Origin of the sequence: Chryseobacterium tongliaonense (assembly GCF_041224435.1) — a bacterium.
Classification (GTDB): domain Bacteria; phylum Bacteroidota; class Bacteroidia; order Flavobacteriales; family Weeksellaceae; genus Chryseobacterium; species Chryseobacterium tongliaoense.
This window is the reverse complement of record NZ_JBGFFD010000002.1, coordinates 444,254-467,886: the sequence shown is the minus strand read 5'-3', so window position 1 is coordinate 467,886 and position 23,633 is coordinate 444,254. Positions and strand designations below refer to the sequence as shown.

General features: G+C 36.3%; 19 protein-coding genes and 1 pseudogene. 11 read left to right on the top strand and 9 right to left on the bottom strand.

Annotated elements, in window-relative coordinates:
* Nucleotides 1–28 precede the first annotated feature (28 nt).
* The 3 genes from AB8P06_RS06285 to AB8P06_RS06275 all read right to left on the bottom strand — a co-directional run bounded on the left by AB8P06_RS06285 (nucleotide 29) and on the right by AB8P06_RS06275 (nucleotide 2,405).
* Nucleotides 29–736, bottom strand: coding sequence for a hypothetical protein (locus AB8P06_RS06285; protein ID WP_369839411.1), 708 nt, complete (start codon nucleotides 734–736; stop codon nucleotides 29–31).
* A 294-nt stretch (nucleotides 737–1,030) separates the two neighbouring features.
* Nucleotides 1,031–1,879, bottom strand: coding sequence for a prephenate dehydratase (pheA, locus tag AB8P06_RS06280; RefSeq protein WP_369839408.1), 849 nt, complete (start codon nucleotides 1,877–1,879; stop codon nucleotides 1,031–1,033).
* Nucleotides 1,880–1,991: 112 nt separating this feature from the next.
* Complete coding sequence (locus AB8P06_RS06275) at nucleotides 1,992–2,405, bottom strand: acyl-CoA thioesterase (RefSeq protein WP_369840050.1); 414 nt, start codon at nucleotides 2,403–2,405, stop codon at nucleotides 1,992–1,994.
* A 138-nt stretch (nucleotides 2,406–2,543) separates the two neighbouring features.
* On the opposite strand from AB8P06_RS06275, the gene dnaA reads away from it, so the two are divergent.
* The 4 genes from dnaA (at nucleotide 2,544) to AB8P06_RS06255 (ending at nucleotide 5,744) form a co-directional block, all read left to right on the top strand.
* Entirely contained in the window at nucleotides 2,544–3,998 is a 1,455-nt protein-coding gene (gene dnaA / locus AB8P06_RS06270; protein WP_369839405.1) for a chromosomal replication initiator protein DnaA, read from the top strand.
* A 93-nt stretch (nucleotides 3,999–4,091) separates the two neighbouring features.
* Nucleotides 4,092–4,538 (top strand): low molecular weight protein-tyrosine-phosphatase, encoded by a 447-nt coding sequence (locus tag AB8P06_RS06265; RefSeq protein WP_369839402.1) that lies wholly within the window; start codon nucleotides 4,092–4,094, stop codon nucleotides 4,536–4,538.
* Nucleotides 4,539–4,540: 2 nt separating this feature from the next.
* Nucleotides 4,541–5,041 (top strand): Cif family virulence factor, encoded by a 501-nt coding sequence (locus AB8P06_RS06260; RefSeq protein ID WP_369839400.1) that lies wholly within the window; start codon nucleotides 4,541–4,543, stop codon nucleotides 5,039–5,041.
* A gap of 4 nt (nucleotides 5,042–5,045) precedes the next feature.
* A complete protein-coding gene (locus AB8P06_RS06255) occupies nucleotides 5,046–5,744 on the top strand; it encodes an SAM-dependent methyltransferase (RefSeq protein WP_369839397.1) in 699 nt (232 codons plus the stop codon).
* A gap of 103 nt (nucleotides 5,745–5,847) precedes the next feature.
* Here AB8P06_RS06255 and AB8P06_RS06250 read toward each other — a convergent pair.
* Together AB8P06_RS06250 and AB8P06_RS06245 are read right to left on the bottom strand one after the other, a co-directional pair.
* A pseudogene (locus AB8P06_RS06250) lies at nucleotides 5,848–6,224 on the bottom strand (GxxExxY protein).
* Between the two features lie 172 nt (nucleotides 6,225–6,396).
* Nucleotides 6,397–7,296: a DUF4349 domain-containing protein gene (locus AB8P06_RS06245; protein WP_369839394.1), complete on the bottom strand. Its 900-nt coding sequence runs from the start codon at nucleotides 7,294–7,296 to the stop codon at nucleotides 6,397–6,399.
* A gap of 147 nt (nucleotides 7,297–7,443) precedes the next feature.
* On the opposite strand from AB8P06_RS06245, the gene AB8P06_RS06240 reads away from it, so the two are divergent.
* Nucleotides 7,444–8,511, top strand: coding sequence for a DUF2891 domain-containing protein (locus AB8P06_RS06240; protein ID WP_369839391.1), 1,068 nt, complete (start codon nucleotides 7,444–7,446; stop codon nucleotides 8,509–8,511).
* Here the strand turns inward: AB8P06_RS06240 and AB8P06_RS06235 are convergent.
* Nucleotides 8,508–8,981: an Mpo1 family 2-hydroxy fatty acid dioxygenase gene (locus AB8P06_RS06235; protein WP_369839388.1), complete on the bottom strand. Its 474-nt coding sequence runs from the start codon at nucleotides 8,979–8,981 to the stop codon at nucleotides 8,508–8,510. The two genes, AB8P06_RS06240 and AB8P06_RS06235, sit on opposite strands and share 4 nt — an antisense overlap.
* Before the next feature lie 72 nt (nucleotides 8,982–9,053).
* Between AB8P06_RS06235 and AB8P06_RS06230 the strand changes: the two genes are divergently transcribed.
* The 4 genes from AB8P06_RS06230 to AB8P06_RS06215 all read left to right on the top strand — a co-directional run bounded on the left by AB8P06_RS06230 (nucleotide 9,054) and on the right by AB8P06_RS06215 (nucleotide 14,134).
* The gene (locus tag AB8P06_RS06230) at nucleotides 9,054–9,899 is read left to right on the top strand and encodes a helix-turn-helix domain-containing protein (protein ID WP_369839385.1); all 846 of its coding nucleotides are present in this window, start codon (nucleotides 9,054–9,056) and stop codon (nucleotides 9,897–9,899) included.
* Between the two features lie 89 nt (nucleotides 9,900–9,988).
* Entirely contained in the window at nucleotides 9,989–11,299 is a 1,311-nt protein-coding gene (locus AB8P06_RS06225; protein ID WP_369839382.1) for a TolC family protein, read from the top strand.
* A gap of 25 nt (nucleotides 11,300–11,324) precedes the next feature.
* The gene (locus tag AB8P06_RS06220; protein ID WP_369839380.1) at nucleotides 11,325–12,437 is read left to right on the top strand and encodes an HlyD family secretion protein; all 1,113 of its coding nucleotides are present in this window, start codon (nucleotides 11,325–11,327) and stop codon (nucleotides 12,435–12,437) included.
* A gap of 107 nt (nucleotides 12,438–12,544) precedes the next feature.
* Nucleotides 12,545–14,134, top strand: coding sequence for an MFS transporter (locus AB8P06_RS06215; RefSeq protein WP_369839377.1), 1,590 nt, complete (start codon nucleotides 12,545–12,547; stop codon nucleotides 14,132–14,134).
* 490 nt (nucleotides 14,135–14,624) lie between these two features.
* Here AB8P06_RS06215 and AB8P06_RS06210 read toward each other — a convergent pair whose 3' ends face one another.
* Together AB8P06_RS06210 and AB8P06_RS06205 are read right to left on the bottom strand one after the other, a co-directional pair.
* Nucleotides 14,625–16,079 carry a sigma 54-interacting transcriptional regulator gene (locus AB8P06_RS06210; RefSeq protein ID WP_369839374.1) on the bottom strand — a complete coding sequence of 485 codons (1,455 nt, stop codon included), beginning with the start codon at nucleotides 16,077–16,079 and terminating at the stop codon, nucleotides 14,625–14,627.
* A gap of 54 nt (nucleotides 16,080–16,133) precedes the next feature.
* On the bottom strand, nucleotides 16,134–17,273 hold the full coding sequence (locus AB8P06_RS06205; RefSeq protein WP_369839372.1) for a vWA domain-containing protein: 1,140 nt from the start codon (nucleotides 17,271–17,273) through the stop codon (nucleotides 16,134–16,136).
* Nucleotides 17,274–17,591: 318 nt separating this feature from the next.
* Here AB8P06_RS06205 and AB8P06_RS06200 point away from each other — a divergent pair, with 318 nt between their 5' ends.
* Nucleotides 17,592–18,296, top strand: a complete 705-nt coding sequence (locus tag AB8P06_RS06200; protein ID WP_369839371.1) for a class I SAM-dependent methyltransferase — start codon at nucleotides 17,592–17,594, stop codon at nucleotides 18,294–18,296.
* A gap of 223 nt (nucleotides 18,297–18,519) precedes the next feature.
* Here the strand turns inward: AB8P06_RS06200 and metG are convergent, their stop codons facing one another.
* Nucleotides 18,520–20,556, bottom strand: a complete 2,037-nt coding sequence (gene metG, locus AB8P06_RS06195) for a methionine--tRNA ligase (RefSeq protein ID WP_369839368.1) — start codon at nucleotides 20,554–20,556, stop codon at nucleotides 18,520–18,522.
* A 338-nt stretch (nucleotides 20,557–20,894) separates the two neighbouring features.
* Here metG and AB8P06_RS06190 point away from each other — a divergent pair, with 338 nt between their 5' ends.
* The gene (locus AB8P06_RS06190; RefSeq protein WP_369839365.1) at nucleotides 20,895–23,630 is read left to right on the top strand and encodes a SusC/RagA family TonB-linked outer membrane protein; all 2,736 of its coding nucleotides are present in this window, start codon (nucleotides 20,895–20,897) and stop codon (nucleotides 23,628–23,630) included.
* Nucleotides 23,631–23,633 lie beyond the last annotated feature (3 nt).

Genomic DNA, 23,633 nt, shown 5'->3' with positions numbered 1-23,633 from the left:
CGTGTAATGTGATTAAATTATATAAATCTTAGTTAGATACTTTAAAGATATAGAATGAGGCAACACTCGATCCGAGTAAGCCTACATCTAAAGCCGTTGAACCTGTAAGTCCGAAGGAAATTTTATCTCCGGCCTGGAAGCTGTAAATTGAGTTGAGACTGGTTTCAGAAATCGTTAAACTCAATAAGATCAGGTTAGCTCCACTGAATGGGCGGTTGTCTATCGTTGTGGCTACACCGGCTCTTGTTCTCACAATGCCCACTCCGGGTGAGTTGGCAAGAAGGGATGCCTGTAATCCGGTACCGTATTTAAAGGTAAACCCGATAGCATATATTCCTGTGGATGGAATGGTATACGTATTATCAGTGTCTGAGAATAAAGCGGCATTTCCTATTGATCTTTCAGCAGCAAGAAAGTTGACTGCTCTGAATCCTGAAGGAAATAATCCTAAGCTTAATAAGCTGATTCCTGCTGTTTTTTTGGCTGCGTATACAGTGGCATCAGTATTAGCTGCAGCATAGATCAATGCCGGATCTATTTGGGATACTTCGGTAGTTGACAGATTTACACCTAAAACCTGGTAGCCTGCTAAAGCCGGAGCTTGGGGAGTTTGCCGGATTTTGGTATTACCATTTACGTCCAATGTTGCCGAAGGTGTAGGAGTATTGATTCCTACCTGTGAATAAGCGGAGATGGCCATCACAGATAAAATGAGACTACAAATTCTAGTTTTCATGTTACAAATTTTAAATTAGTTATGGTTGATTTAGTTAGTTTTTTGTTTTTATAGCAATAATTATGCCTCCATACTTTACGGTTTTTAATATTATTTTAAAAATTTGTTGAGAATTTTTAACAATAATAAGATTTTTATGCTGAATAAAGTTACGTATTTTTACTATACGTATTTATACTTAAAATGTTAAAATTCAAAAATACAAAATAATTCTCTTAATGTTGATTAATTTTTCAAAAAAAACTGTCCGGTGCTTTATACAGACAGTTTTTAAAAAGAGAGAAATGTTTTTGTTTAGCTTTCTAAAAGAAATTCATGATAATTTCCAAGGAAATCTACTTCGGCGTGTATTGATTTTAACTCTTCTAATGCGTTTTCATATAACACAGGATGCCATTTTCCTACGATAGTTATAAAGAAAAAATAATTTCCCAAACCGGTCTTCAATGTCCTGGATTCTATTTTGCTGAGGTTCATTTTTCTCCAGGCAAAAACAGATAAAACCTGGTGTAGTCCGCCTGCATGATCTTCAGGAAGGGTGATTAACATTCCTGATTTCTCACCAATAGTCTCAAGATTGTCATTTTTATAAAAGTTCTGTTGTTTTGAAATAACAATAAAGCGGGTGTGGTTCTGTTCAAAATCCTGAATATTACGGTCGATAACTTTCAAACCGTATAAATTAGCTGCATATTGATTGGCAACAGCTGCAATTTTCAGTTCAGGATTTTCAGAAACATGCTTCGCTGCCGCTGCTGTAGATGAAAAATCCTGTCTTTGAACCGTTTTATACCGGGTATCTAAAAAATGAAAACTCTGGGCAAGAGCCTGTGGATGAGAATAGATTTGTTTAATATCCTCAATCCGGTTTTCAGAATGGATCATGAGATGATGGGCTATTGGCATTACAGCTTCCGCTTCAATTTTTATGGACGGAGTTTTATACAAATAGTCAAGAGTCATGGAAACTGTGCCTTCTATCGAATTTTCCAGAGGAACAACAGCTTTATCAACCTCTCCGTTTTCCACAGCGGTAAAACAATCTAAAATATTGGCTTGTGGCAAAAGTTCTTCTTCAGGAAAAAGCTGCGCGGTGGCAAGTTGTGTAAAACTGGCCTGTGGCCCCAGGAATGCAATCTTCATAATAGTGATGTTAGAATTAATTTTATTAAAATTTCATTTTTAACAAAATAAGGAAATTTTGAAGATAAAAATATTTTTAATTAAAAACGATTTGTGATTTTTGTTTTGAGATTTATACAGGGTTCCAGTTTTTTTCAATCAGCTCCATGAGGAAATCAGGACATTTAATGACTTTATTGGTTTTTGAATCCAGAAAAAACAGGGTAGTGGAGGCTTCGGTAATTTTGATATGCGCTTCATTGTAAATCTCATACTCAAACTCAATTCTTACCCCCGGAATTTTTTTAACATAAGTATGAATTTCTAATTTTTGATCATATAAAGCGGGTCTTAAATACTTAATTTTGTAATCGGAAACAGGCAGCCAAATTCCTTGGTTTTCAATCTCATCATACGATATTCCGATGCTTCGGAAGAGCTCCACTCTTCCAATTTCAAAGTACTGTGCGTAGTTCCCGTAATATACATATTTCATAGGGTCTGTTTCTCCGTAACGTACTCGTATTGAGTGTTTTGTGTGTATCATTTTCAGGTGTAAATTATACATACAAATATATTTTTAAATAATCAATACCTCCAAAATTTTTTTTTGAAAATAAAAAATTGGACCTTTGTCTTCCTTCTAAAAACAATACTAACCAAAGAATTAATCGGGGCATAAATTATGGATGAAAATTTAATGATGATATGGCAGAAGTGCCTTCAGTTTATGCGTGATAATCTCAACGCAGCTGAAGATAATTCTGACCTGAAAAAACTTGAAAAATCTTTCGACTTATTGTTTGATAAAGTGCAGCCTGTTTCCTTGGTTGACAACAATCTTACACTGATGGTTCCGAGTGATTTTTACAAGGAGTATATTGAAGATAATTATTTATCTCTGCTTTCTGCTGCCCTGAAAAAAAATATAGGAAAAGGAGTTAAATTATGGTATTCTGTAATGGAAAATAAGCCAAATGGTTTAGAAAAGCCCGTTACCATGAATATGAAAGGGAAGAGTATCCCTACTCCGAAAATTCAGGAAACAATGCCGCAGGGTTTTTCATCTAATATTGTCAATCCTTTTGTCGTTCCCGGAATTAAAAAAGTAAACATAGATTCCAATTTAAAGTCAGATTTTTCTTTTGATAACTATGTAGAAGGGGAAAGCAATAAATTTGCTGCAACAGTGGCAAGATCTATTGCAAAAAGACCTGGTGCAACGGCGTTTAACCCATTGTTTTTATACGGTGGCTATGGTGTCGGGAAAACCCACCTGGGACAGGCTGTAGGTCTGGAAGTTAAAAATCAGTTCCCGGATAAAGTCGTTCTTTATTTGTCATCTGAAAAATTCATTCAGCAGTTTATTTCAGCAGCAAAAGCTCATAAACAGACTGAATTTGCCAATTTTTACCAGATGGTGGATGTTCTGATTATTGATGATATTCAGTTCCTTTCCGGTAAATCGGCTACACAGGACAGTTTCTTCCATATTTTTGATTATTTGCATCAGAACGGAAAACAAATCATCCTTACTTCCGATAAAGCTCCGGTAGACATTATGGATATTCAGGACAGAATTGTTTCCCGTTTCAAATGGGGACTTTCTGCAGAAATAAAATCTCCGGATCTGGAAACCCGTAAGAAAATTATCGTTGACAAACTAAGCAGAGATGGTATTGTTCTTACTGATGATATGCTTGACTTCCTTGCAGCTGAAGCGAAAACCAATGTAAGAGAGCTTATCGGGGTGATCAATTCGGTAATCGCTTATTCAACGATTTATAAATCAGATTTAAGCCTTGAGCTATTAAAGGAAACCATCAATAAAATTGCTGCCAATCAGAAAAAAATCATCAATATTCCTTATATTCAGGAGATTGTATGTGATTATTTCGGAATCAAAAGAGAGCAGCTTTTGTCTAAGACAAGAAAAAGGGAAATTGCCCTTCCAAGACAGTTGGCGATGTATTTTGCCAAAGAATTCACCAATGCCACATTCACCAAAATCGGAGAAGAAATGGGCGGGAAAGACCATTCTACGGTAATGTATGCCTGTGAAACGATCAAGGATGTTTCCAAGATTGATAAAGAAGTAAAAAAGTACGTAAAAGAACTTACGGAAAGAATCAAACACTAATATATTTAATTGATATAAATGAAAATGAAGAATAATTTTATTCTTCATTTTTTATTTAGTTTTGTTTAAAATTTTAGCTTAATTTACCGAAATATGAAATTACTGATGGTTTGTTTGGGAAACATCTGCAGAAGCCCTTTGGCAGAAGGAATTATGAAAACTAAAGTACCAGGAAATTTTTTTGTAGACTCTGTTGGAACAATCTCTATGCACGAAGGGGAACATCCTGATAAAAGAGCAATAAAAACGGCTGCCAATCACGGGATTGATATTTCAAGACAAAAATCAAGGCCGATTACAAAAGAAGATCTTGATCTTTTCGATAAGATTTATTGTATGGATATCGATGTATATGAAGATGTGATTTCAAAAGCGAAAAATGAAGAACAACGTCAGAAAATTTCATTATTTTTAGAAGCTTTGGGAGACCATAAAAATGCAGAGGTGCCGGATCCTTATTGGGGTGATATGAATGATTTTGAAAATGTATTTCAACTTCTGGATAAAGGCTGTGACGCAATAAGAAACAAAATATTATAAATATGAAAAGTATATTACTTGTGCTTTTACTTGGGGCTAATCTCTGTTTTGCCCAGACTAAAGATGAAACTGAAATCCGTAAAGTGATGGATGATTTTATGAGCTGCATTAAAACGGGGGATGAGGCAAAATATCTTTCCTTATTTCAGGAACCTGTTCTCTGGACGGGAATTTATACAGAAAGAACCCATGCAAAAAGTCTAGAAAAGAATCCTAATGCAAAAAGTTATTTTGCAGATGATTATAAAACTTTTATCGGCGGTTTTAAAGATAATAAGTCCGAAGAAAAATTCGATAATATTAAGATTATTGAGGACGGATCAATTGCTTCTGCCAACTTCGATTACAGTTTCTGGTATGACGGTAAAATGTCTAACTGGGGGAAGGAAATCTGGACCCTTATGAAAATCAATGGAAGCTGGAAAATTATTTCAGTAACATTTTCAATGGACTTAACTAAATATTTTCCACAACCTTCATTAAAAGAAAGAACTAAAAAATAATACAATGCTTTTCCTCTTACCTGCCTATTTATCAGAAAATACTTCGATCAGTCACTTCTCTCCGGTTCTGAAAGACTATATCATGCAAACGGATTATTTCTTTGTGGAAAATGAAAAAACAGCCAGAAAAGTGGTTAAATTTTTTGCTCCTGAGAAAAAACAGTCGGACCTTAAGCTTTTTCTTTTGGATAAGTATACTGAAAATGCAGATATTAAAGAAGCTCAGGAACTGATGCTGAAAGGGCAGGACTTCGGATTGCTTTCAGAAGCGGGACTTCCGTGTATTGCGGATCCCGGGAATTTAATTGTAAAATGGTGCCATGAAAAAAATATCAGAGTGATCCCTGTTTCAGGGCCCTCATCTATTATTTTAGCATTGATTTCAAGTGGATTTAACGGACAGGAGTTCAGCTTTAACGGCTATCTTCCTATTGATAAAGGAGAAAAAAAGAAACAAATCCTACATCTGGAAAGCATGGTACAGAAAACGGGTTATACCCAGATTTTTATGGAAACCCCTTACCGCAATAATCAGCTTTTTGAGGATTTATGTAAGTTTCTTGCCTCGAATACCAAACTCTGTATTGCTGCAAACATCAATGATCCTGAACATGAATTGATAAAAACAAAAACGATTAAAGACTGGGAGAAACAGAAACCTGAATTGCATAAAATCCCGGCGGTATTTGTCTTAGGAAAGTAATTTTTAAGCTCGCAGATTTAGCAGATAACGTAGAATTTTTTACAACAAAATAATTCAATTACCAAGATCTGCGTTATCTGCTAAATCTGCGCGAGAAAAAAAACTAAAGATTATTCACAACCCTCTTGATCCCGTCTAAAATATTAGTAGTATTAAAATTAACAAGCAACCCTAATTTCTTATTTGAAAGTTTTAAATAGGTGCTTAGTTGTTTGAAATGGATGTCTTCCAGATTTCTTACCGATTTGAGTTCCAGGATAACCAGGTCTTCCACTATGATATCAATTTTAAAATTGAGGTCAAAGCGTTTACTATGATAAATTATAGGTAACGATACTTCCGACTTTATGTCAAGACCATTTTCTTCCAGTTCATAAACTAAAATTTCTGATAAACAGACTCGAGCAGTCCAGGCCCCAGCTTATTATATACGTTGAAGATACACTTTCTTACAAGGTAGGAGATTTCATTTTCATTCATTTTGATTATGTTTCTTACAAATTTACTCTCTAAAAATTATGTAATGAACTTTGTGTAAAAATTGAATCATTTAGATAGAATGAACTGATTTCAGACGATGTAAAGCTTTATTTAATGTTTAAATTTGTAGTATTAATCAAAAAATCCGAATATCTGGTATTCGGATTTTGTTTTATTTTTTTCTTCGGGACCTCCATTTTTTCCAGAGGAATATGACAACAGGGATAATCAACAAGAATGGCCAGAAAGAAATTAATCCAAGCACAAAGCTTACAAAGCTATTCCAGCCTTCTGTAAGAGAATCGGCAAACCGGCTTCCGAAACCGATTTTAGAAGTCGCGGAGCTTCTTACTTTTTCTTTATACAAGCTCAGGCTAAGTGTACTGTACTTCACTTTATCATCTATAAACCTGAGCCTGCCTTCCGAAACATCTATTTCATCTTCCAGCTCACGGATATTTTCCTGAATTTCAAGAATATCTTTAGTGGTGGAAGCACTTTTAAGCATGTCACGGTATTTTTCCAGATAGATTTTTTTGTTGCCCAGCTTGATGGAAACATCGGTGTATTCTTCGGTGACGTCGTTGGATGAAATATTTTTTGACAATACGGAACCGACGCCATTTGAAAATGAATTAATCAGGGCATCAAAGTTTTTATGCGGAACACGGATGGTCAGATTCAGATTTTCTTCAGTTTCAATATTATTAAATTTTTCAGTCTGAATATAAGCCTGATTCTTTTTCAGAATTTCAACTACCTGATTCTGGGCTTTTTTGATGTCTCCGACCTGGATGGTCATTTCACCATTTTTAATAATTTTTTTTGAAATGGTATCGATTTTTTTCGACTTAACAATATTGTTTGAAGTAGAGTTGCTGTCAGATGCCAACTTTTCTGAAATCATGTTGGGTGGCGGCGGTGAGGCTTCTAAATCCGTTGTTGCAGCAGATGCTGCTACTTTATCTACCTGCAAAACCTCCATTAAGTCGGCCTTTACTTCGTGTTGATTTTCAGATTTATTGCATTGCGTAAGAAGGAAAACAGATAAGAGTAAAATTACATTTCTCATAGATAAACTTTTGTGAATCCTATCAAAAAGTATGCTTGAAATCTATTTTTCTGCTAATTTTTTAATAATTTATATGAATTAATGAAATATTATGTAATTCAGCTTTGGATGTTATGGAATTATTTAAAAAATCAATATTTTTATTGGATGAAAAAAAGCCTTTTAGCATTTATATGTTTACCGTTTCTGATGTATGCCCAGGAAGTTCCTAAGCTGACGGATGAAATCGCAATGAAATTATCTGAAAAACCGCTTCACTGTATCAATCAGGAATATCCCAATAAAACGGCACATATCATTAATAATGAAAAAGAAGTTCCTTTAACTCCAAAAGACCTTCATCCGAGCTTCTACGGCTGTTTCGACTGGCACAGCTCTGTTCATGGGCATTGGATGCTTGTAAGACTGTTAAAGACCAAACCGGGACTTTCCAATGCAAAAGAAATAGAAGAAATCCTGGATCATTCATTTCAAAAAGAAAACCTTCAGTCTGAGGCTGATTATTTTACAAAATATGAGTTAACAGCTACATTTGAAAGAACATATGGTTGGGCGTGGGTATTAAAGCTTGATGAAGAGTTGACCAATTGGGATCATCCGAAAGCTAAAATCTGGCATCAGAACCTCAAGCCTTTAACAGACCAGATCCTGAAATCATGGAGAACTTATCTTCCAAAACAAACCTATCCCAACAGAACCGGTGTTCACCCTAATACGGCTTTCGCAATGGCCTTTGCGATTGACTGGGCAAGAGCCAATCACGATAAAGAATTTGAAAACCAATTGGTAGAAAAAGCGAAATATTTTTATCTGAATGACCAGAAAACACCTGCTTATCTTGAGCCGGACGGTTCTGATTTTTTTTCGCCGAGCCTTGAAATTGCAGACCTGATGAGAAGAGTATTGCCGCAGAAAGAATTTATAAGCTGGTTAAATAAATTCTACGAAAAAAGAAGTCTGGAAAATATTGAAAAAATTCCTGTGGTAAGTGATCTCAGCGATTATCAAACAGTGCATCTTGTAGGGCTTTCTTTCTCCAAAGCATGGTGTATGAAAGGAATTGCAAATGCACTTCCGGATAATCACCCGTTAAAAAAAGATTTCCGTAAAACAGCAGACAAATTTTTATCAAACGGACTACCATTATTATTCCAGGGGAATTATGGCGGTGATCACTGGTTAGCCAGCTTTGCAGTGTATGCGTTAGAAGACTAATATCTGATTCCCAATTTTTTTAAAATAAAACTTAAAAGCCAGATCGGGCCTACCAAAAGGAACTGTAAGTCTTTTAGGAAAGAAGGTTTCTTGCCTTCAATTGTATGCCCTACGAATTGTAAAATCCAGGTAATGATAAAAACGGAAAGAAAAACAATCCAGGAACTTTTTCCAAAATGAATATTAACGGCATAGGTAAAATGTTCCATTAAAAGCATTATTAAAATCATCATAAAGCTGATCAACAGGGAAAGTCTTACATAAAATAAAGTAACCAGGATAAGGGCAATAATGCTTGCAATACTGATACAGCCAAAATAAGACAGACAGAAATGAGGTGCGGGAATAAGAGAAATAAAACCCAGAATTGTCCAGAAAATCAAGGGTACGCAAAACCAGTGAATTAATTTGTTCGTTGCATTTCTGTGGCTCTCACTATATTCTGCAAAAAATAAATCTATCTTTCTCATAGTATAGAAATTTGGCAGATGCTAAAATAATAAAATTTTGTAACCGGAAGTTATATTGGCTACATTTGTGTTATGTCTGTCTTAGAAAAGTTCGGGGTAGAAATTTTCACCCAGCATAATATTTTCGAAAGAATATCTACTGAAAAACCCTTTCGGCCTGATAATCCTGCATTTATATTTGTGAAATCCGGAAAGATAAAGCTTCGTCAGCATTTCAGTGATCTTGAGCTTTCCGAGAATATGTTTATGGTGACAGATCCGCAAACCGTCTATGAAATGGTTTCCGTAAGCGATGATTTCCAGTCCAGAATGGTCTCTTACAAAAGAGAATTTATTTCGGCGTTGTCATTGAAATTCAACCGGCTGATCGGGTACCGCTATTTCAGGCAACAGATGAATAAAGGAATTCCTTTTTTGGAAGATGAAATGGAAGTCGTCTGGAAAAGCGTCAATTTTCTGAAATATATACTGGATTCCGAAGCTGAGATGATCTATAAAAAAGAAATGGTGGAGCATCTTTTTTCCGTTTTCTGCTATCAGATGGCAGGGATCATTTCCAAAGAAGACAATAATTCGCTCAGCCAGATGTCAAGACAGGAAGAGATTGTTTTTATATTTTTAAATGATCTTGCGGAACATCATCTTACCGAACGAGCCGTTGAATTTTATGCAGAACGGCAGTCGATTACAACCAGACATCTTTCATCAGTCATAAAGACAATTACCGGAAAATCTGCAAGCCAGATTATTGCACTCATTGTGATCAATGAAGCCAAGGTACTTTTAAACTCTTCTAAAAAGCCGGTTTCAGAGATTTCTTCAATACTTGGATTCAGTGATCAGTACTCGTTTTCTCATTTTTTCAAAAAGCATTTAGAGGTCAGCCCAAGCCAATATCGAAATCAGTTTGAAAGTTGAAATCTTACTTTTGAACATCTTTTTCCAATTCTTAAACATTTGTTTGGTTTAATTACCGCCATAACTTTGCCTTCGTAAAACAAGGTAAAATGATAAAGAATATAAAAACAGCAGTATCCCTCGTGATTGCTTTATTTCCTGCGCTGTTTTTTTCACAAGAACAAAAACAGATGACAGCGGATGAAGTCGCCGAACTGGCAGTTCAGAATCATCAGCAGTTAAAAGTTTCGGCACAAAATATTGATATTGCAAAACAAAATATCAGTGTTGCAAAGCTTCAGAAACTCCCTGCCATTACTGCTTCTACAAGTCAGTTTTATTTGGGTGATGCTGTTGCTATCGATAAAGATTTTTCGAATTCCACCACTATCCCGATGCCTCATTACGGTAGTTCTTATGCGGTACAGGCTACTCAGTTGATATTCAAAGGCGGATTGGTGAATAAGTCAATAGAATTAGCCGGACTTCGTGAACAGTTATCTGAGCTGGACCTGGAGAAAAATAAACAGGATGTGAAATTTTTAGTGATTTCCAATTATCTTGATATCTATAAGATTGTTAACCAGCAATCGGTATTTCAGAACAACAAAAAACTGGCTCAGGAACGTCTGAAAAATATTCAGAAATTCTACCAGCAGGGAATGGTTACCAGAAATGAAGTAATCCGTGGTGAATTAGCCATTAAAAATCTTGATCAGGGAATTCTGACTTTAATCAATAACCGGAAAATCCTTAATTATAACCTGAATATTGCTTTGGGTTTACCTGCAGGCACGGAGATCATTCCTGTTGAAAACCTTACGAATAAAGAATCCGGAATTGGAATGGATTATTATGTAAATCTTGCCCACGAAAGCCACCCGCAATTAAAATCCGCAAAAACAAATATCGATGTTGCGGATAAGAACATTGAAATTATTAAAACCGATAAAATGCCTACACTGGCCGGATTTGGAGGTTACACCCTTCAAAGACCAGTTACAACGAGAAATCCTGTTCTGGATATGTATTCCGGAGGATGGCAGACCGGAGTTTCTTTAAGCTATAACATTGACAATCTGTTTAAAACAAAAGAAAGGGTAAAATTAGGTGAGCTGCAGAAAATACAGGCCGGAGATGCGATGACTCTGGTACAGCAGAATGTGGATATGGCCGTTAATGCGGCTTATGTGAAATTTCAGGAATCTATTCAGCAGGCAGAAATTCTGAATGATGCAAGACAGCTGGCAGAAGAAAACTATAAAATTACGGAAGCCAAATATTTAAACCAATTAGCGGTTCAGGCCGAAATGATTGATGCGCAAAACCAGAAGCTACAGTCTGAATTAGACTATGCCAATGCAGAAATCAATGTTTTATACCAATACTATAACCTTCTGAAATCTACAGGAACGCTTTAATTTTTAAAAACTGAAAATCAAAACAATGGAAAACAAGGAACAAAATACTCAAAATACACAGCCGGCACTTGTCTCATCAGGTGCGGCAGCAAAGAAAAAAGAAACAAAGAAAAATAAAGTTAAAGCAGTGATTGCCAATATTATTGTTTTTCTGATCATTGGTTTTGGCCTGTATTGGCTCGTTCGGGAATATTTTCATATCGGGGATAAAACCTATACGGAAGCAGCTCAGGTTGAGGAATTTATTAATCCGATCAATACAAGGGTTTCTGCTTATATCAAAGAAATTAAGTTTATCGAGCACCAGCAGGTGAAAAAAGGAGATACGCTGGTTATTCTTGACGACCGTGAAATCATCACCCAATTAGGCCAGGCCGAAGCGGCCTATCAGAATGCTCTTGCTCAACGTTCTGCCACAAGTTCTTCCGTAAACACTGTTTCAAACAACGTAAGCGTTATGGAATCTAATATTGCCGGGGCAAAAGCAAGACTATGGAATGCGGAACAAAACCTGAACCGATATAAAAACCTTATGGCAGCAGAAGCGGTGACAAGACAGCAGTATGACCAGATAAAAACAGAATATGATGCACAGAAAGCTGCATATGAAACATTAATCAATCAGAAGCAGTCTGCCAATCTTTCCACTACAGAGGTTAAAAGCAAGCTGGGAATCAATGATGCTGAAATTAAAAGGACGAAAGCCGCTTTGGATATGGCAAAAATCAATCTTTCCTATACAGTGATTACAGCGCCTTATGACGGAGTGATGGGAAGAAGAGCGATCTCTGAAGGGCAATTGATTCAGCCGGGACAGCAGGTCGCTACCATTGTTTTAAATGGCCAGAAATGGGTAACCGCCAATTTCCTTGAAAGCCAGATGCCGAATATTAAAATCGGCGAAAAAATGATGATGACAGCCGATGCTTTGGGCGGACAAAAATTTGAAGGTATTGTAACGGCTGTTTCTGCTGCAACAGGCTCGAGATATTCAAATGTGCCAACGGATAATTCAACAGGTAACTTTATTAAGGTACAACAGAGAATTCCGGTAAGAATAGAGTTTACAGCTTCCAATAAAAAAGAAGACATCAGTAAACTGAGCGCAGGGATGAATATGAATATTAGTATTAATTAAAAGATTAAAAGATTAAAAGATTAAAAGATTAAAGATGATCTTACTAAACTTCCATTTCTCATCTTCTGACCTCCAGCATCTAACTTCTCACATCTAACCAAATATTAATGTACAACAAAGGATTATACCACGATTGGGTGCCAAAACCCGTGCAGCTTTTACTCATTGTCTTATTAATGGCTGTTGTGATGCCTCTCGGGGGCGTTTATACCGGAAATATCAGCTATATGGTTGGTGGTACAGGTGCGCTTTCAGAATACTATATGCTGGCCAATTATGCGACAACGATCGGGATGGGAGCGAGCATGCCGATCGTCCTGAGACTGAAAATGAGATTTAAAATACGTCATAAAATTACCATTGTATTGGTTCTTTTAGGAATATTAAACTATATAAACGGAAGCACCTTACAGCCAACGGTTATTATTGGATCTTCGTTGATTATAGGATTCCTGAAAATGATAGTAGCGATCGAATTATTTTTACCGGTAATGGCGATGATTGGAAACAGGGGAATGTTTTATGGAGTATTCTACACATTTATTCTGGTGATGAATCAATTGGTGGGATATTATGCGGTGGAGGTTTCAATTCTGTATAACTGGCAGCATTTCTTTATTATCATTTCAATCCTGTGCTTTGTTCTGGCTTTGATACAATGGATTTTTATGCATAATAAATACTTTGCGCTAAAAGTTCCGTTGTATTATATTGACTGGCTGAGTATTTTGCTGTTCATTTCTACATTTATGTTTTCAGCTTATGTATTTTCTTTTGGAAAGCAGCAGGATTGGTTGAACTCAGAAAGGATTATCAATTCCGGGATAGCGGCTTTTATAAGCTTTGCATTGCTGGTCATTCGTCAGATTATGTTGAAAAGGCCTTATTTATCATTCAAAATATTTTCGAAAAGCAATGTATTGCACGGTCTGTTTATGCTGTTGGGGCTTGGGATGTTTCTAGCAACAACCACTATTCAGAATATTTATGCAGTCGGGGTTTTGGGATATGATCAGCTGACCAATGCCCGGTTGAATATACTCATGATTCCCGGAATCATTGTTGCCGGCTGTATCGCAGTTGTATGGTTTAAAAAAGAGATTCCGTTAAAAACCTACATTTTCATGGGATTTTCAGCGATGTTGGGATATGCTGTTATTATGTATTTTTCGATGGTGCTTGAATTTAATTTTGAATACTGGTATTTGCCGATGTTTTTAAAAGGTTACGGAATGGCTGCATTATTCATCGCAGTCTGGTATTACACTTTAGATAAACTCGAGCTCAATGATATGTTGGCAGCAATAGGCCTGTTTCTAGTATGGCGAACTTTCCTGACGGTAGGCTTATTTTCAGCGTTGTTTTCATGGTTCCAGTATCAGTTTCAGATAGAGAGTTTAGGAAATCTGGCTGTTTATATGGATGGTTTGACGGTGAGTTCACAAAATGTATTATCCGGAATGAAAACGATTCAGCTAAATGCCATTATCGCTGCCAATAAAAAGATCTTCGGATATATTATCCTGGCAGGTTTTATGATTTTAATCTATGTAATGACCCATCATTTCGGAGGTGAGCGTTTTCAGTATGTAAGATTTGTAAGGGTGCTGCGCGGAAAATCTGCGATTGCAAAAAGACGGTTAAAAGAAAACAAACAGCTGGCAGAAGAGCTGAAAGATGCTGCCGGCGCTATATAAAGATACCTTGTTTTTCACTGGTGAAGCCCTGTTTTTTATTATTAAAATGGGGCTTTGCCTTTTTTTAATCCTATATTTTTTTCAGGAGCTTTTTCCCGCTATCCACTTTTACTCCTCGCGCAGCTGCTTATCCTGAGCAGTACCGAAGAGGCCGGCTCTTGCTGTGGGGTAACCGTTTCTATCGGGGCTAAGAAATAAAAAACCTCAGAAATATTGTTCTGAGGTTTATATTTAAGGTCATTACATACTATTTTACACTCAACCATTTTTATTAACGCAAAGCTTTTAAAATCCGACTGCTATATTTAAGAAAAGCAAAGAAAAAGCGGTAAAGCTGCTATGAAGCATTTTTTTGAAAATCTATTTTATAAATTAAAAAACTTTGCTCATCTTAGATAAGTCCGATTCATAATTTTTCTTTGCGATATAAAACTGATCATTGAGAGAAACCGGAAACAATAGGTCTATTATATTTAATTTTTATGAGATTTTAGTTCCGGAAAAACTGACCGATGTCTGCCGAATCAAAAGTGAAAGCAGCCTGATTTTCAGATTTATCTAATTTTTTACTGATCGTCAACGCCCATAAAACTAATTCTTTACAAAAGTTTTGATTTTCTTCACTTAATTCCGAAGTATTTTCTTCAACCACTGTTACCAAAGGAGTTATGCTATTAAGCTTCGCATAAAATTCTTCATCACTATCATTGTAATTGAGTTCAAGGTGGTTTTTGTTGAACCATCGGATCAGGTCAGTGTATGGAGTTTTGATGCCTTCTTTTTCCAGTTTCGATATGCGTGGGAATAAGCTTTCAAACTGCACCATTACAGCTCTGTCTATTAATATTTTTGCCACATAATCTGCACCTTCCTGCTCACCTTCATACACAAGCTCGATTTTTCCTGTAATAGATGGAATAATTGACATAAAATCAAGCAGACGGATCGTCGTTTTCTCGGCACCGGATTCTATTAAACGCAATTTTGCTGCGGCCATTAAATTTTCCATGGCACTGATGGTGAGCCGGGCACTTACGCCACTTTTCGCATCTACATATTCGCTGTCACGTGCCGCGAAAGCAACTTCCTCCAAAAGATCTTTGGCAAGGTCCGGAATTTGTATCTGTGCCTTATCTTCAGCCGAAATCAGGGCTTCCTGTTCCGTAATCTGTCGGGCAAGAGCAATGGTTTTGGGATAATGGGTGAAAATTTGTGAACCGATTCTGTCCTTCAACGGAGTAACGATACTTCCCCTGTTGGTATAATCTTCAGGATTTGCCGTAAATACAAACTGAATATCAAACGGCATCCGCAACTGAAATCCACGGATCTGAATATCACCTTCCTGCAAAATATTAAATAAAGAAACCTGGATCCGTGCCTGTAAATCCGGTAGCTCATTCAATACAAATATAGAACGGTTTGCCCGCGGAATCATTCCGTAATGTAAAACACGCTCATCAGAATAAGGCAGCTTTAAAGTTGCCGCTTTGATCGGGTCGATATCACCGATTAAATCAGCAACATTCACATCCGGTGTAGCCAGCTTTTCAAAAAAACGGTTGGAGCGATGCACCCAGGAAATCGGGGTTTCATCACCAAGCTCAGCAATAAGATCCCTGGCAAATTTTGAAATAGGCTGAAACGGGCTGTCGTTGATCTCAGATCCTTTTACGATCGGCATATACTCATCAAGAAGATTCACCATACTTCTTGCAATCCTGGTTTTTGCCTGTCCGCGCAAACCTAATAGATTAATATGATGACCGGCAAGAATCGCCTTTTTCAGTTGTGGTACGACAGAATCTTCATAGCCCCAAAGTCCTTCAAATACAGGCTCTTTAGCTTTAATACGGGCAATCAGATTCGCCTGGATTTCCTGATTAATTGTTTTATCGGTATATCCTGAATTTTTTAATTCCTTAAATGTAATATCGTTTTTCATATTCTTTTTAGCTGATAATAATTGTGTAATGAAAATTTAACTTAAATGTCATTATTAAATTCTCTTTATTCTGTTTTTCTCGTAATCTTCAAAAATCATTTGTCCCAGTCCTGACAGTCCTGTTAAAAAGGCTTTTCCTTTATTCTGAGCTGTAAACTCTTCCACAAACTGACGCAGATAAGGATCCTGGGCAATCATAAAGGTGGTGATGGGAATTTTAAGTTTCCTTGCCTGTGCTGCTTTATTGAGGCACTGGGAAACGATCATCTGATCCAGTCCAAAGCTGTTTGTATAAAACTCACCGTTAGGCAGCTGAATGCAGCTCGGTTTTCCATCGGTAATCATAAAAATCTGTTTATTGGTATTTCTTTTTCTGCGGAGAATATCCATTGCCAGTTCAAGGCCTGCAACAGTGTTGGTGTGGTAAGGCCCGACTTTCAAATAGGGAAGGTCCTTGATTTTAATCGGCCAGGCTTCATCTCCGAAAACAATAATATCAATGGTGTCTTTCGGATATTTTCGGTTAATTAATTCTACCAGGGCCATGGCTACTTTTTTGGCTGGCGTGATGCGGTCTTCCCCGTATAAAATCATGGAGTGGCTGATATCGATCATCAGTACTGTGCTCATCTGCGCCTTATGCTTGGTTTCCTCTATAATCAGGTCATCTTCTGTGAGGCGTAGATCAGAAATCCCATTGTTGATCTGGGCATTTTTCAGGCTTTCGGTCATGTTCACTAAAGATAAATCGTCTCCATACTGATAAGAACGGTTTTCGCCATCCCGTTCATCACCGATTCCAGTTTTGGCCGTACGGTGATTTCCGACACCGCTTTTTTTCAGCTTCCCAAAGATCTGGTCTAAGGCGTACTCACGTAAAGCCGATTCCAGTTTGGCGGTCATTATATTTTTGCCTTTTCCTGTTCCTGAATTACCCTCTTCAGGATCTTCTTCCCTGATGTAACCCCGTTTTTTAAGGTCTTCCTCAAAGTCTTCAAGGGTATATTCCTCGTTAAAAATATCGTATTCTTTATCGAGCATATCAAGCCATTCAAAGGCTTCTTCAAGATCACCGGAAGTATGGGTAAGCAAATCTTTAAAAATATCAAATACCCGGTCAAAATGAGAAATATCTTCCGGAACATGTTTACTGAACGTAAACCCTTTCTGAATATTAAAATCTTTATTCTTCATAAGATACTACTGCTGTTTTCGTGTGCTTGCTATAAGCATATTGACAGAACTAAAGTTCGTTAAATACTTAATTTACCTTATTTAAATTAAAGTAAATTTACTTATAAATATTCTGCAATTCCTTTTTGTTTAAATGATACAAGTTATGGAAATATTCTAACAAGAATGACGTCTGAAAAATAGATATTACTAATGACGGTGATATGAAATTGAAGAAAATGAATCTGTGGGAAACCATCAGCAAAATTGTTTTAATGTATAACCTTATCATTGAATTTTCTAACTCAAAACCGTATCTTTACCCTATTAAAAACAGATATGAAAGATTTAATGGGCAAAGCAATCTGGGATTATTACAATAACCTGGATCCTGAAGATTTGCAGACTGAAACTTCAATTTCCGAGTTGGATGAGCTTCCGGTAGATTATCTTTTCAGAGATTTTGAAGAAATGAATGCTATTGAGCGGAAAGCATTGGCATTATCCCGGGGAAAAGTCCTGGATATCGGTGCCGGTGCCGGTTCACATTCCGTGTATCTTCAGAATGAAAGAAATCTTGAAGTGACAGCTTTGGATATTTCCCCTAAATCTGTTGAGGTATGTAAGCTGAGAGGAATTAAAAATGCAGTATGTGAGGATATACTGGAGTTTTCCGGGCAGACTTTCGATAACATTTTATTACTGATGAACGGAACCGGGATCTTCGGAAGCCTTTCAAAAATTGATACTTATCTACAGAAACTATATTCTTTATTGAATGATAACGGTCAGATCCTTATCGACAGTACAGATATTTTGTACATGTTTGACAGGGATGAAGACGGTGGAGTGTATATTCCTGCTGAAGGATATTATGGTGAACTGGATTATGTGGTTCATTACAAGGGAGAATCGGAAGAGCCGATCAAATGGCTGTATCTCGATTTTAATACCCTTAAAAATGCTGTTGAAAACAACGGATTTAAAATAGAAATGATAATACAGGATGGAGATGCCTATCTGGCAAAACTAACAAAAAAATAAGCATACTGTCATTGCGAGCGTAGCGAAGCAATCTCTTAATATTCTTAATCTCTAAATGAAACTTAATGTTTTAAAGTTTGAACCATTAAGGCTAAAGTTAAGTTTTTAAGATAATTAAGTTTGAATTGTTGTTAAGAGATTGCTTCGCTTCGCTCGCTATGACGGCAAATAAAAAGACACATGAAAAAATCATGTGTCTTTTTTTATCTGAAAGGTTGAAATATTATCCTATTTCAATACCATTTTCTACAGTGCTGTCATCCGGTGTAACGAAAGATAATTTCCCATCCGGTTTTGTGGTCAATAACAACATTCCCTGAGATTCAATACCACGGATTTTTCTCGGAGCCAGGTTTAATAAGATCATGACCTGCTTTCCGATCACTTCTTCCGGAGTGAAACTTTCTGCAATCCCCGAAACCACTGTTCGTACGTCTACACCTGTATCTACGGTCAGCTTTAAAAGCTTATCCGCTTTCTCCACTTTCTCAGCTTCAATAATGGTAGCCGTTCTTAAATCGATTTTCGTAAAATCATCAAAAGTGATTTCCTCTTTCATAGGATTTGCGTTAGGGTTTGTTTTTTTATTGTTTTGTTTTGTATCTTCTAATTTTTGAATCTGGGCTTCGATGACATCATCTTCTATCTTTGAGAAAAGAAGAGATGATTCATTGATTGTATGTCCCGTCTGAATTAAAACAGACTGAGATTCAATGTCGCTCCAGTTTAATTTTTGCACATTAAACATATTCAGTAATTTCTCAGAGCTGAAAGGCATAAACGGCTCGCACAACTGTGCTAAGGCAACTGCAATCTGAGCTCCAACAAATAATGAATGTGCTGCTTTTTCAGGACTATCTTTGATTGTTTTCCAAGGCTCTTCCGTCTGAAGATACTGGTTTCCGAAACGGGCCAAATTCATAAGAGCAGTTAAAGAATTTCTGAATTCATAATTTTCAAGGAATCCTGAAATTTCTTTCGCAGATTTTCTGATTTCCTGTAATTCCGGAGCATTATGATCTCCTGCAGGAACAACACCATTATAATATTTATGAATAAGAACGGCAACTCTGTTGATGAAGTTTCCGAAAATTCCTACCAATTCAGAATTATTTTTCGTCTGGAAATCTTTCCATGTAAAATTATTATCCTTGGTTTCCGGAGCTGAGGAGAGAAGGGCATATCTTAAAACATCCTGCTGACCGGGGAAATCTTCTACATATTCGTGTGCCCATACCGCCCAGTTTCTTGAAGTGGAAATTTTATCGTTTTCAAGGTTCAGAAATTCAAACGCAGGAACATTTTTCGGCATAATATAATCACCGTGAGCCCTCATCATTGAAGGGAAAATAATACAGTGAAATACAATATTATCTTTTCCGATAAAGTGAACCAGATCACTGTTTTCACTTTGCCAGTAATCTTTCCAGTCTTTTCCGTTTTTCTCTGCCCATTCTTTGGTGAAAGAAATATATCCGATAGGTGCATCAAACCATACGTAAAGCACTTTTCCTTCTGCATTCGGCAGCGGAACCGGAACGCCCCAGTTAAGGTCTCTGGTCATTGCACGGGGTTTTAAACCGTCATTCAGCCATGATTTTACCTGTCCGTAAACATTAGGCTTCCAGTCGTCTTTATGGCCTTCAATAATCCATTCGTTAAGAAAGTCTTCATATTCGTTTAAGGGTAAATACCAGTTTTTGGTTTCTTTAAGTACCGGAACATTTCCGCTCAACATTGATTTTGGATTGATCAGTTCGGATGGCGAAAGGGTAGAACCACATTTTTCACACTGGTCACCGTAAGCATTTTCATTGCCACAGTTCGGGCAGGTTCCCACGATATATCGATCAGCAAGGAATTCTCCTGCCTGTTCATCAAAATACTGCTCAGAAATTTCTTCAGTGAATTTTCCTTTTTCATAAAGGGTTTTAAAGAAATCCTGACTGGTTTCATAATGATTTTTAGAAGTGGTTCTGGAATATTCGTCAAATGAAATCCCTAAATCTGAAAAAGATTTTTTAATAATTTCATGATATTTATCTACAATATCCTGAGGAGTTACCCCTTCTTTTTTTGCTCTTATGGTAATAGGAATCCCATGCTCATCCGAACCACAGATAAACGCTACATCTTTTCCTAATCTTCTCTGAAATCTTGCGTAAACATCCGCAGGAATATAAACACCTGCCAAATGTCCTATATGAACAGGCCCGTTTGCATATGGCAAAGCTGCCGTAATCATCTTTCTGTTTGACATTTATAGTAATAATTTTAACTGCAAAGATAAGTATAATCTCTTGAAAACCGCTGATAGTTTATGATAATAGCATTTGAAGTTTGATTTTGACGAAATCAATATTACATTTTGTTAAACAAATGTTTAACTTATTGTTAAAATCAAGCAGGTATTATGTAATGCATATTGTAATGTAATTTAATGAAAAACAGATAATTGATTTAAAAATGTCGTTTAATGTACATAAAATTATCTGAATTTATAATAATTTTATGATAATTGTAATTTTTTTATAAATTGCAAGGCTGGGTTGATGCCCACAACTATTATAAAAACGAAACTATATAAAAGACAATATTGTGAAAAATTTTACAACAGTATTAAAAATAGCGCCTGCATTTTTATTGGCAGGTACTATACTGCAAGCGCAGACAAAAGACTCTGTAAAGGAGAAAAAAATCGAGGAGGTTGTACTGATTGGGTATGGAAAACAGAAGAAAACGGACCTTACGGGATCTATTTCATCAGTTACATCAAAAGATTTTAATGGAGGAGCAGCTACTGCCGATCAATTAATTGTTGGAAAAACGCCGGGTGTACAAATTACCGGAAACAGCGGTGCTCCAGGGGCTGGTTCTACAATCAGGGTGAGAGGAGGTTCTTCTTTTATTAACAATGATCCGTTAATAGTTATTGATGGGGTACCTATTGATTTTAACAGTTTAAGTGGAGCAACCAATCCATTATCCTTAATCAACCCTAATGACATTGAAACTTTTGATATTCTAAAGGATGCTTCTTCAGCAGCTATTTATGGTAACAGAGCTTCAAATGGAGTTATCTTGATCACTACCAAGAAAGGTACGTCCGGGAAATTCAGAGTAAATTTTAACACAAACTTTTCCGTTTCTACCAAGATGGGAAATGTAGATGTTTTAAATGCTAATCAGTTCAGAGATTTTGTAAATACTTATGGAACTGCATTACAAAAAACTTATTTAGGAAATGCAAATACCAATTGGCAGGACCAGATTTATCAGCAAGCTTGGGGAACTGATAATAATATCGCTTTTTCTGGCGGGGTTAAAGGTTTACCATACAGAGTATCTATAGGGTATAATGAGCAAAATGGTATTGTAAGAACGAATGAGTTTAAAAGAACTTCTTTGGGTTTAAATTTTTCACCCAAATTTTTTGATAACCATTTAACAGTTAACGGTAACTTTAAAGGAACGTTTTCTGAAAACAGATTCCCGGATGCCGGAGCCATTGGTGCCTCCATTTATTTTGATCCTACGCAGCCTATATTGTCAGGCAATTCTAATTATGGCGGATATTACGAATGGTTGGATGCTGCCAATTCGGCAACAGGATTAAATGTAAACGGTACCAGAAACCCACTGGGTTTGTTGTATAGTAAAAGAGATTTGTCATCTGTTTTCAGAATTATCCCAAGCTTACAATTAGATTATAAATTTCATTTCTTACCAGATTTAAGATTAAATGTAACAGGATCTTATGACTATGCAAAAAGTGATGGTTCTGTAAACGTTTCCAAAGATTATGCACAGGGGATTGGTACTTTAGGGTCTTATCGTTCATATTCGCAGGAGATTAAAAGTAAGTTGTTTGAGTCCTATTTAAACTACGTTAAAAATATAGAAGCCATAAATACCACTGTAGATGTTATTGGTGGTTATTCTTATCAGGATACTCATTCATTGACACCTGAAGCACCAACTTATTACGGGAATGGGCAAAAAACTGATTTTTCTACTGCAGGCGATACTCAAAGAACATTAATATCCTTTTATGCCAGAGGTATTTTTACAATAGCCAACAGATATGTGATCAACGGATCAATAAGAAGAGATGGTTCTTCTACCTTCTGGAATGGAGCAGATAAAAACAATTTATGGGGTAACTTCCCGGCTGTATCCGTAGCATGGAAAATTAATGAAGAAAGCTTCCTGAAAAATGTTTCAAGCATCAATTCTTTAAAAGTAAGAGCAGGATGGGGAAAAACCGGACAGCAGGAAACGGGTAATTTTTATCCGGCTTTTGGGGCATATTCTTATAGCAATAGCAGTACTGCTCAATATCAGTTTGGTGATAGTTTCTATACCTTGCTTCGTCCGGATGTTTACAATCCGAATTTGGTTTGGGAAACTACGACAACTAAAAATATCGGTTTAGACTTTGGAATTTTAAATAACAGAATTAATGGTTCATTTGATTATTTTGACAAGAAATCTGAGAATCTTATCGCAAAAGTTCCAACCTGGGCAGGAGATTTAAGTAATTTCAACGTTAAAAATGTTGGGATTATTGCGAATAAAGGTTTTGAAGCCAATTTAAACATAGTTCCGGTAAAAAATGAAAATTTAACCTGGGATATTAACTTAAATGCAACTAAATTTAATCCTAAAGTAACCAGTTTATCTCAATATGTAGATGAATCATATAAAATTTCTGTAGGAACGCTTACAGGTATTAACAATTATATTCAGGCTATTACTGTAGGGCAACCGTTGAATGCATTTTATGTTTATCAGCAGGTTTATGACAGTAATGGGAAACCGCTTGAAGGTGTATATGTAGATAGAAACGGTGATGGTAAAACTACTGAAGATGATAAATATTTCTATAAATCTCCAACTCCTGATGTTATCTTAGGATTTTCTACGAAAGTGAGTTATAAAAAATGGGAATTCGGAACATCACTTAGAGCAGTTTTAGGTAACTATGTGTATAACAACTCCGCTTCTAACAGTTCAATCGCCAATATTCAGGCGAATAATTTCTTGAGCAATACCAATACAAGTGTTTTAAATACTCAGTTTGCAACCACACAATTGTTTTCAGATATGTTTATAGAAGATGCTTCATTCCTGAGAATGGATAATCTTACTGTAGGTTACAATGCAGGTGAATTTATGGGTAAAGGAACCAATTTGAGAGTGAATGCAATGGCACAGAATGTATTTGTAATCACAAAGTATAAAGGGATAGATCCTGAAATTTTTGGAGGGATTGATAATGGGTTTTACCAAAGACCAAAGGTTTATTCAATCGGTTTTAACTTTCAATTTTAATTA

Excerpts from the sequence above, each read along its gene's own strand:
- AB8P06_RS06200 (WP_369839371.1), top strand. The coding sequence starts at position 17,592 with ATGAAAGATTTAATGGGCAAAGCAATCTGGGATTATTACAATAACCTG.
- AB8P06_RS06285 (WP_369839411.1), bottom strand. The coding sequence starts at position 736 with ATGAAAACTAGAATTTGTAGTCTCATTTTATCTGTGATGGCCATCTCC.
- AB8P06_RS06210 (WP_369839374.1), bottom strand. The coding sequence starts at position 16,079 with ATGAAAAACGATATTACATTTAAGGAATTAAAAAATTCAGGATATACC.
- AB8P06_RS06235 (WP_369839388.1), bottom strand. The coding sequence starts at position 8,981 with ATGAGAAAGATAGATTTATTTTTTGCAGAATATAGTGAGAGCCACAGA.
- AB8P06_RS06265 (WP_369839402.1), top strand. The coding sequence starts at position 4,092 with ATGAAATTACTGATGGTTTGTTTGGGAAACATCTGCAGAAGCCCTTTG.
- AB8P06_RS06240 (WP_369839391.1), top strand. The coding sequence starts at position 7,444 with ATGAAAAAAAGCCTTTTAGCATTTATATGTTTACCGTTTCTGATGTAT.
- AB8P06_RS06230 (WP_369839385.1), top strand. The coding sequence starts at position 9,054 with ATGTCTGTCTTAGAAAAGTTCGGGGTAGAAATTTTCACCCAGCATAAT.
- AB8P06_RS06205 (WP_369839372.1), bottom strand. The coding sequence starts at position 17,273 with ATGAAGAATAAAGATTTTAATATTCAGAAAGGGTTTACGTTCAGTAAA.
- AB8P06_RS06245 (WP_369839394.1), bottom strand. The coding sequence starts at position 7,296 with ATGAGAAATGTAATTTTACTCTTATCTGTTTTCCTTCTTACGCAATGC.
- metG (WP_369839368.1), bottom strand. The coding sequence starts at position 20,556 with ATGTCAAACAGAAAGATGATTACGGCAGCTTTGCCATATGCAAACGGG.
- pheA (WP_369839408.1), bottom strand. The coding sequence starts at position 1,879 with ATGAAGATTGCATTCCTGGGGCCACAGGCCAGTTTTACACAACTTGCC.
- dnaA (WP_369839405.1), top strand. The coding sequence starts at position 2,544 with ATGGATGAAAATTTAATGATGATATGGCAGAAGTGCCTTCAGTTTATG.
- AB8P06_RS06260 (WP_369839400.1), top strand. The coding sequence starts at position 4,541 with ATGAAAAGTATATTACTTGTGCTTTTACTTGGGGCTAATCTCTGTTTT.
- AB8P06_RS06220 (WP_369839380.1), top strand. The coding sequence starts at position 11,325 with ATGGAAAACAAGGAACAAAATACTCAAAATACACAGCCGGCACTTGTC.
- AB8P06_RS06225 (WP_369839382.1), top strand. The coding sequence starts at position 9,989 with ATGATAAAGAATATAAAAACAGCAGTATCCCTCGTGATTGCTTTATTT.
- AB8P06_RS06215 (WP_369839377.1), top strand. The coding sequence starts at position 12,545 with ATGTACAACAAAGGATTATACCACGATTGGGTGCCAAAACCCGTGCAG.
- AB8P06_RS06255 (WP_369839397.1), top strand. The coding sequence starts at position 5,046 with ATGCTTTTCCTCTTACCTGCCTATTTATCAGAAAATACTTCGATCAGT.
- AB8P06_RS06275 (WP_369840050.1), bottom strand. The coding sequence starts at position 2,405 with ATGATACACACAAAACACTCAATACGAGTACGTTACGGAGAAACAGAC.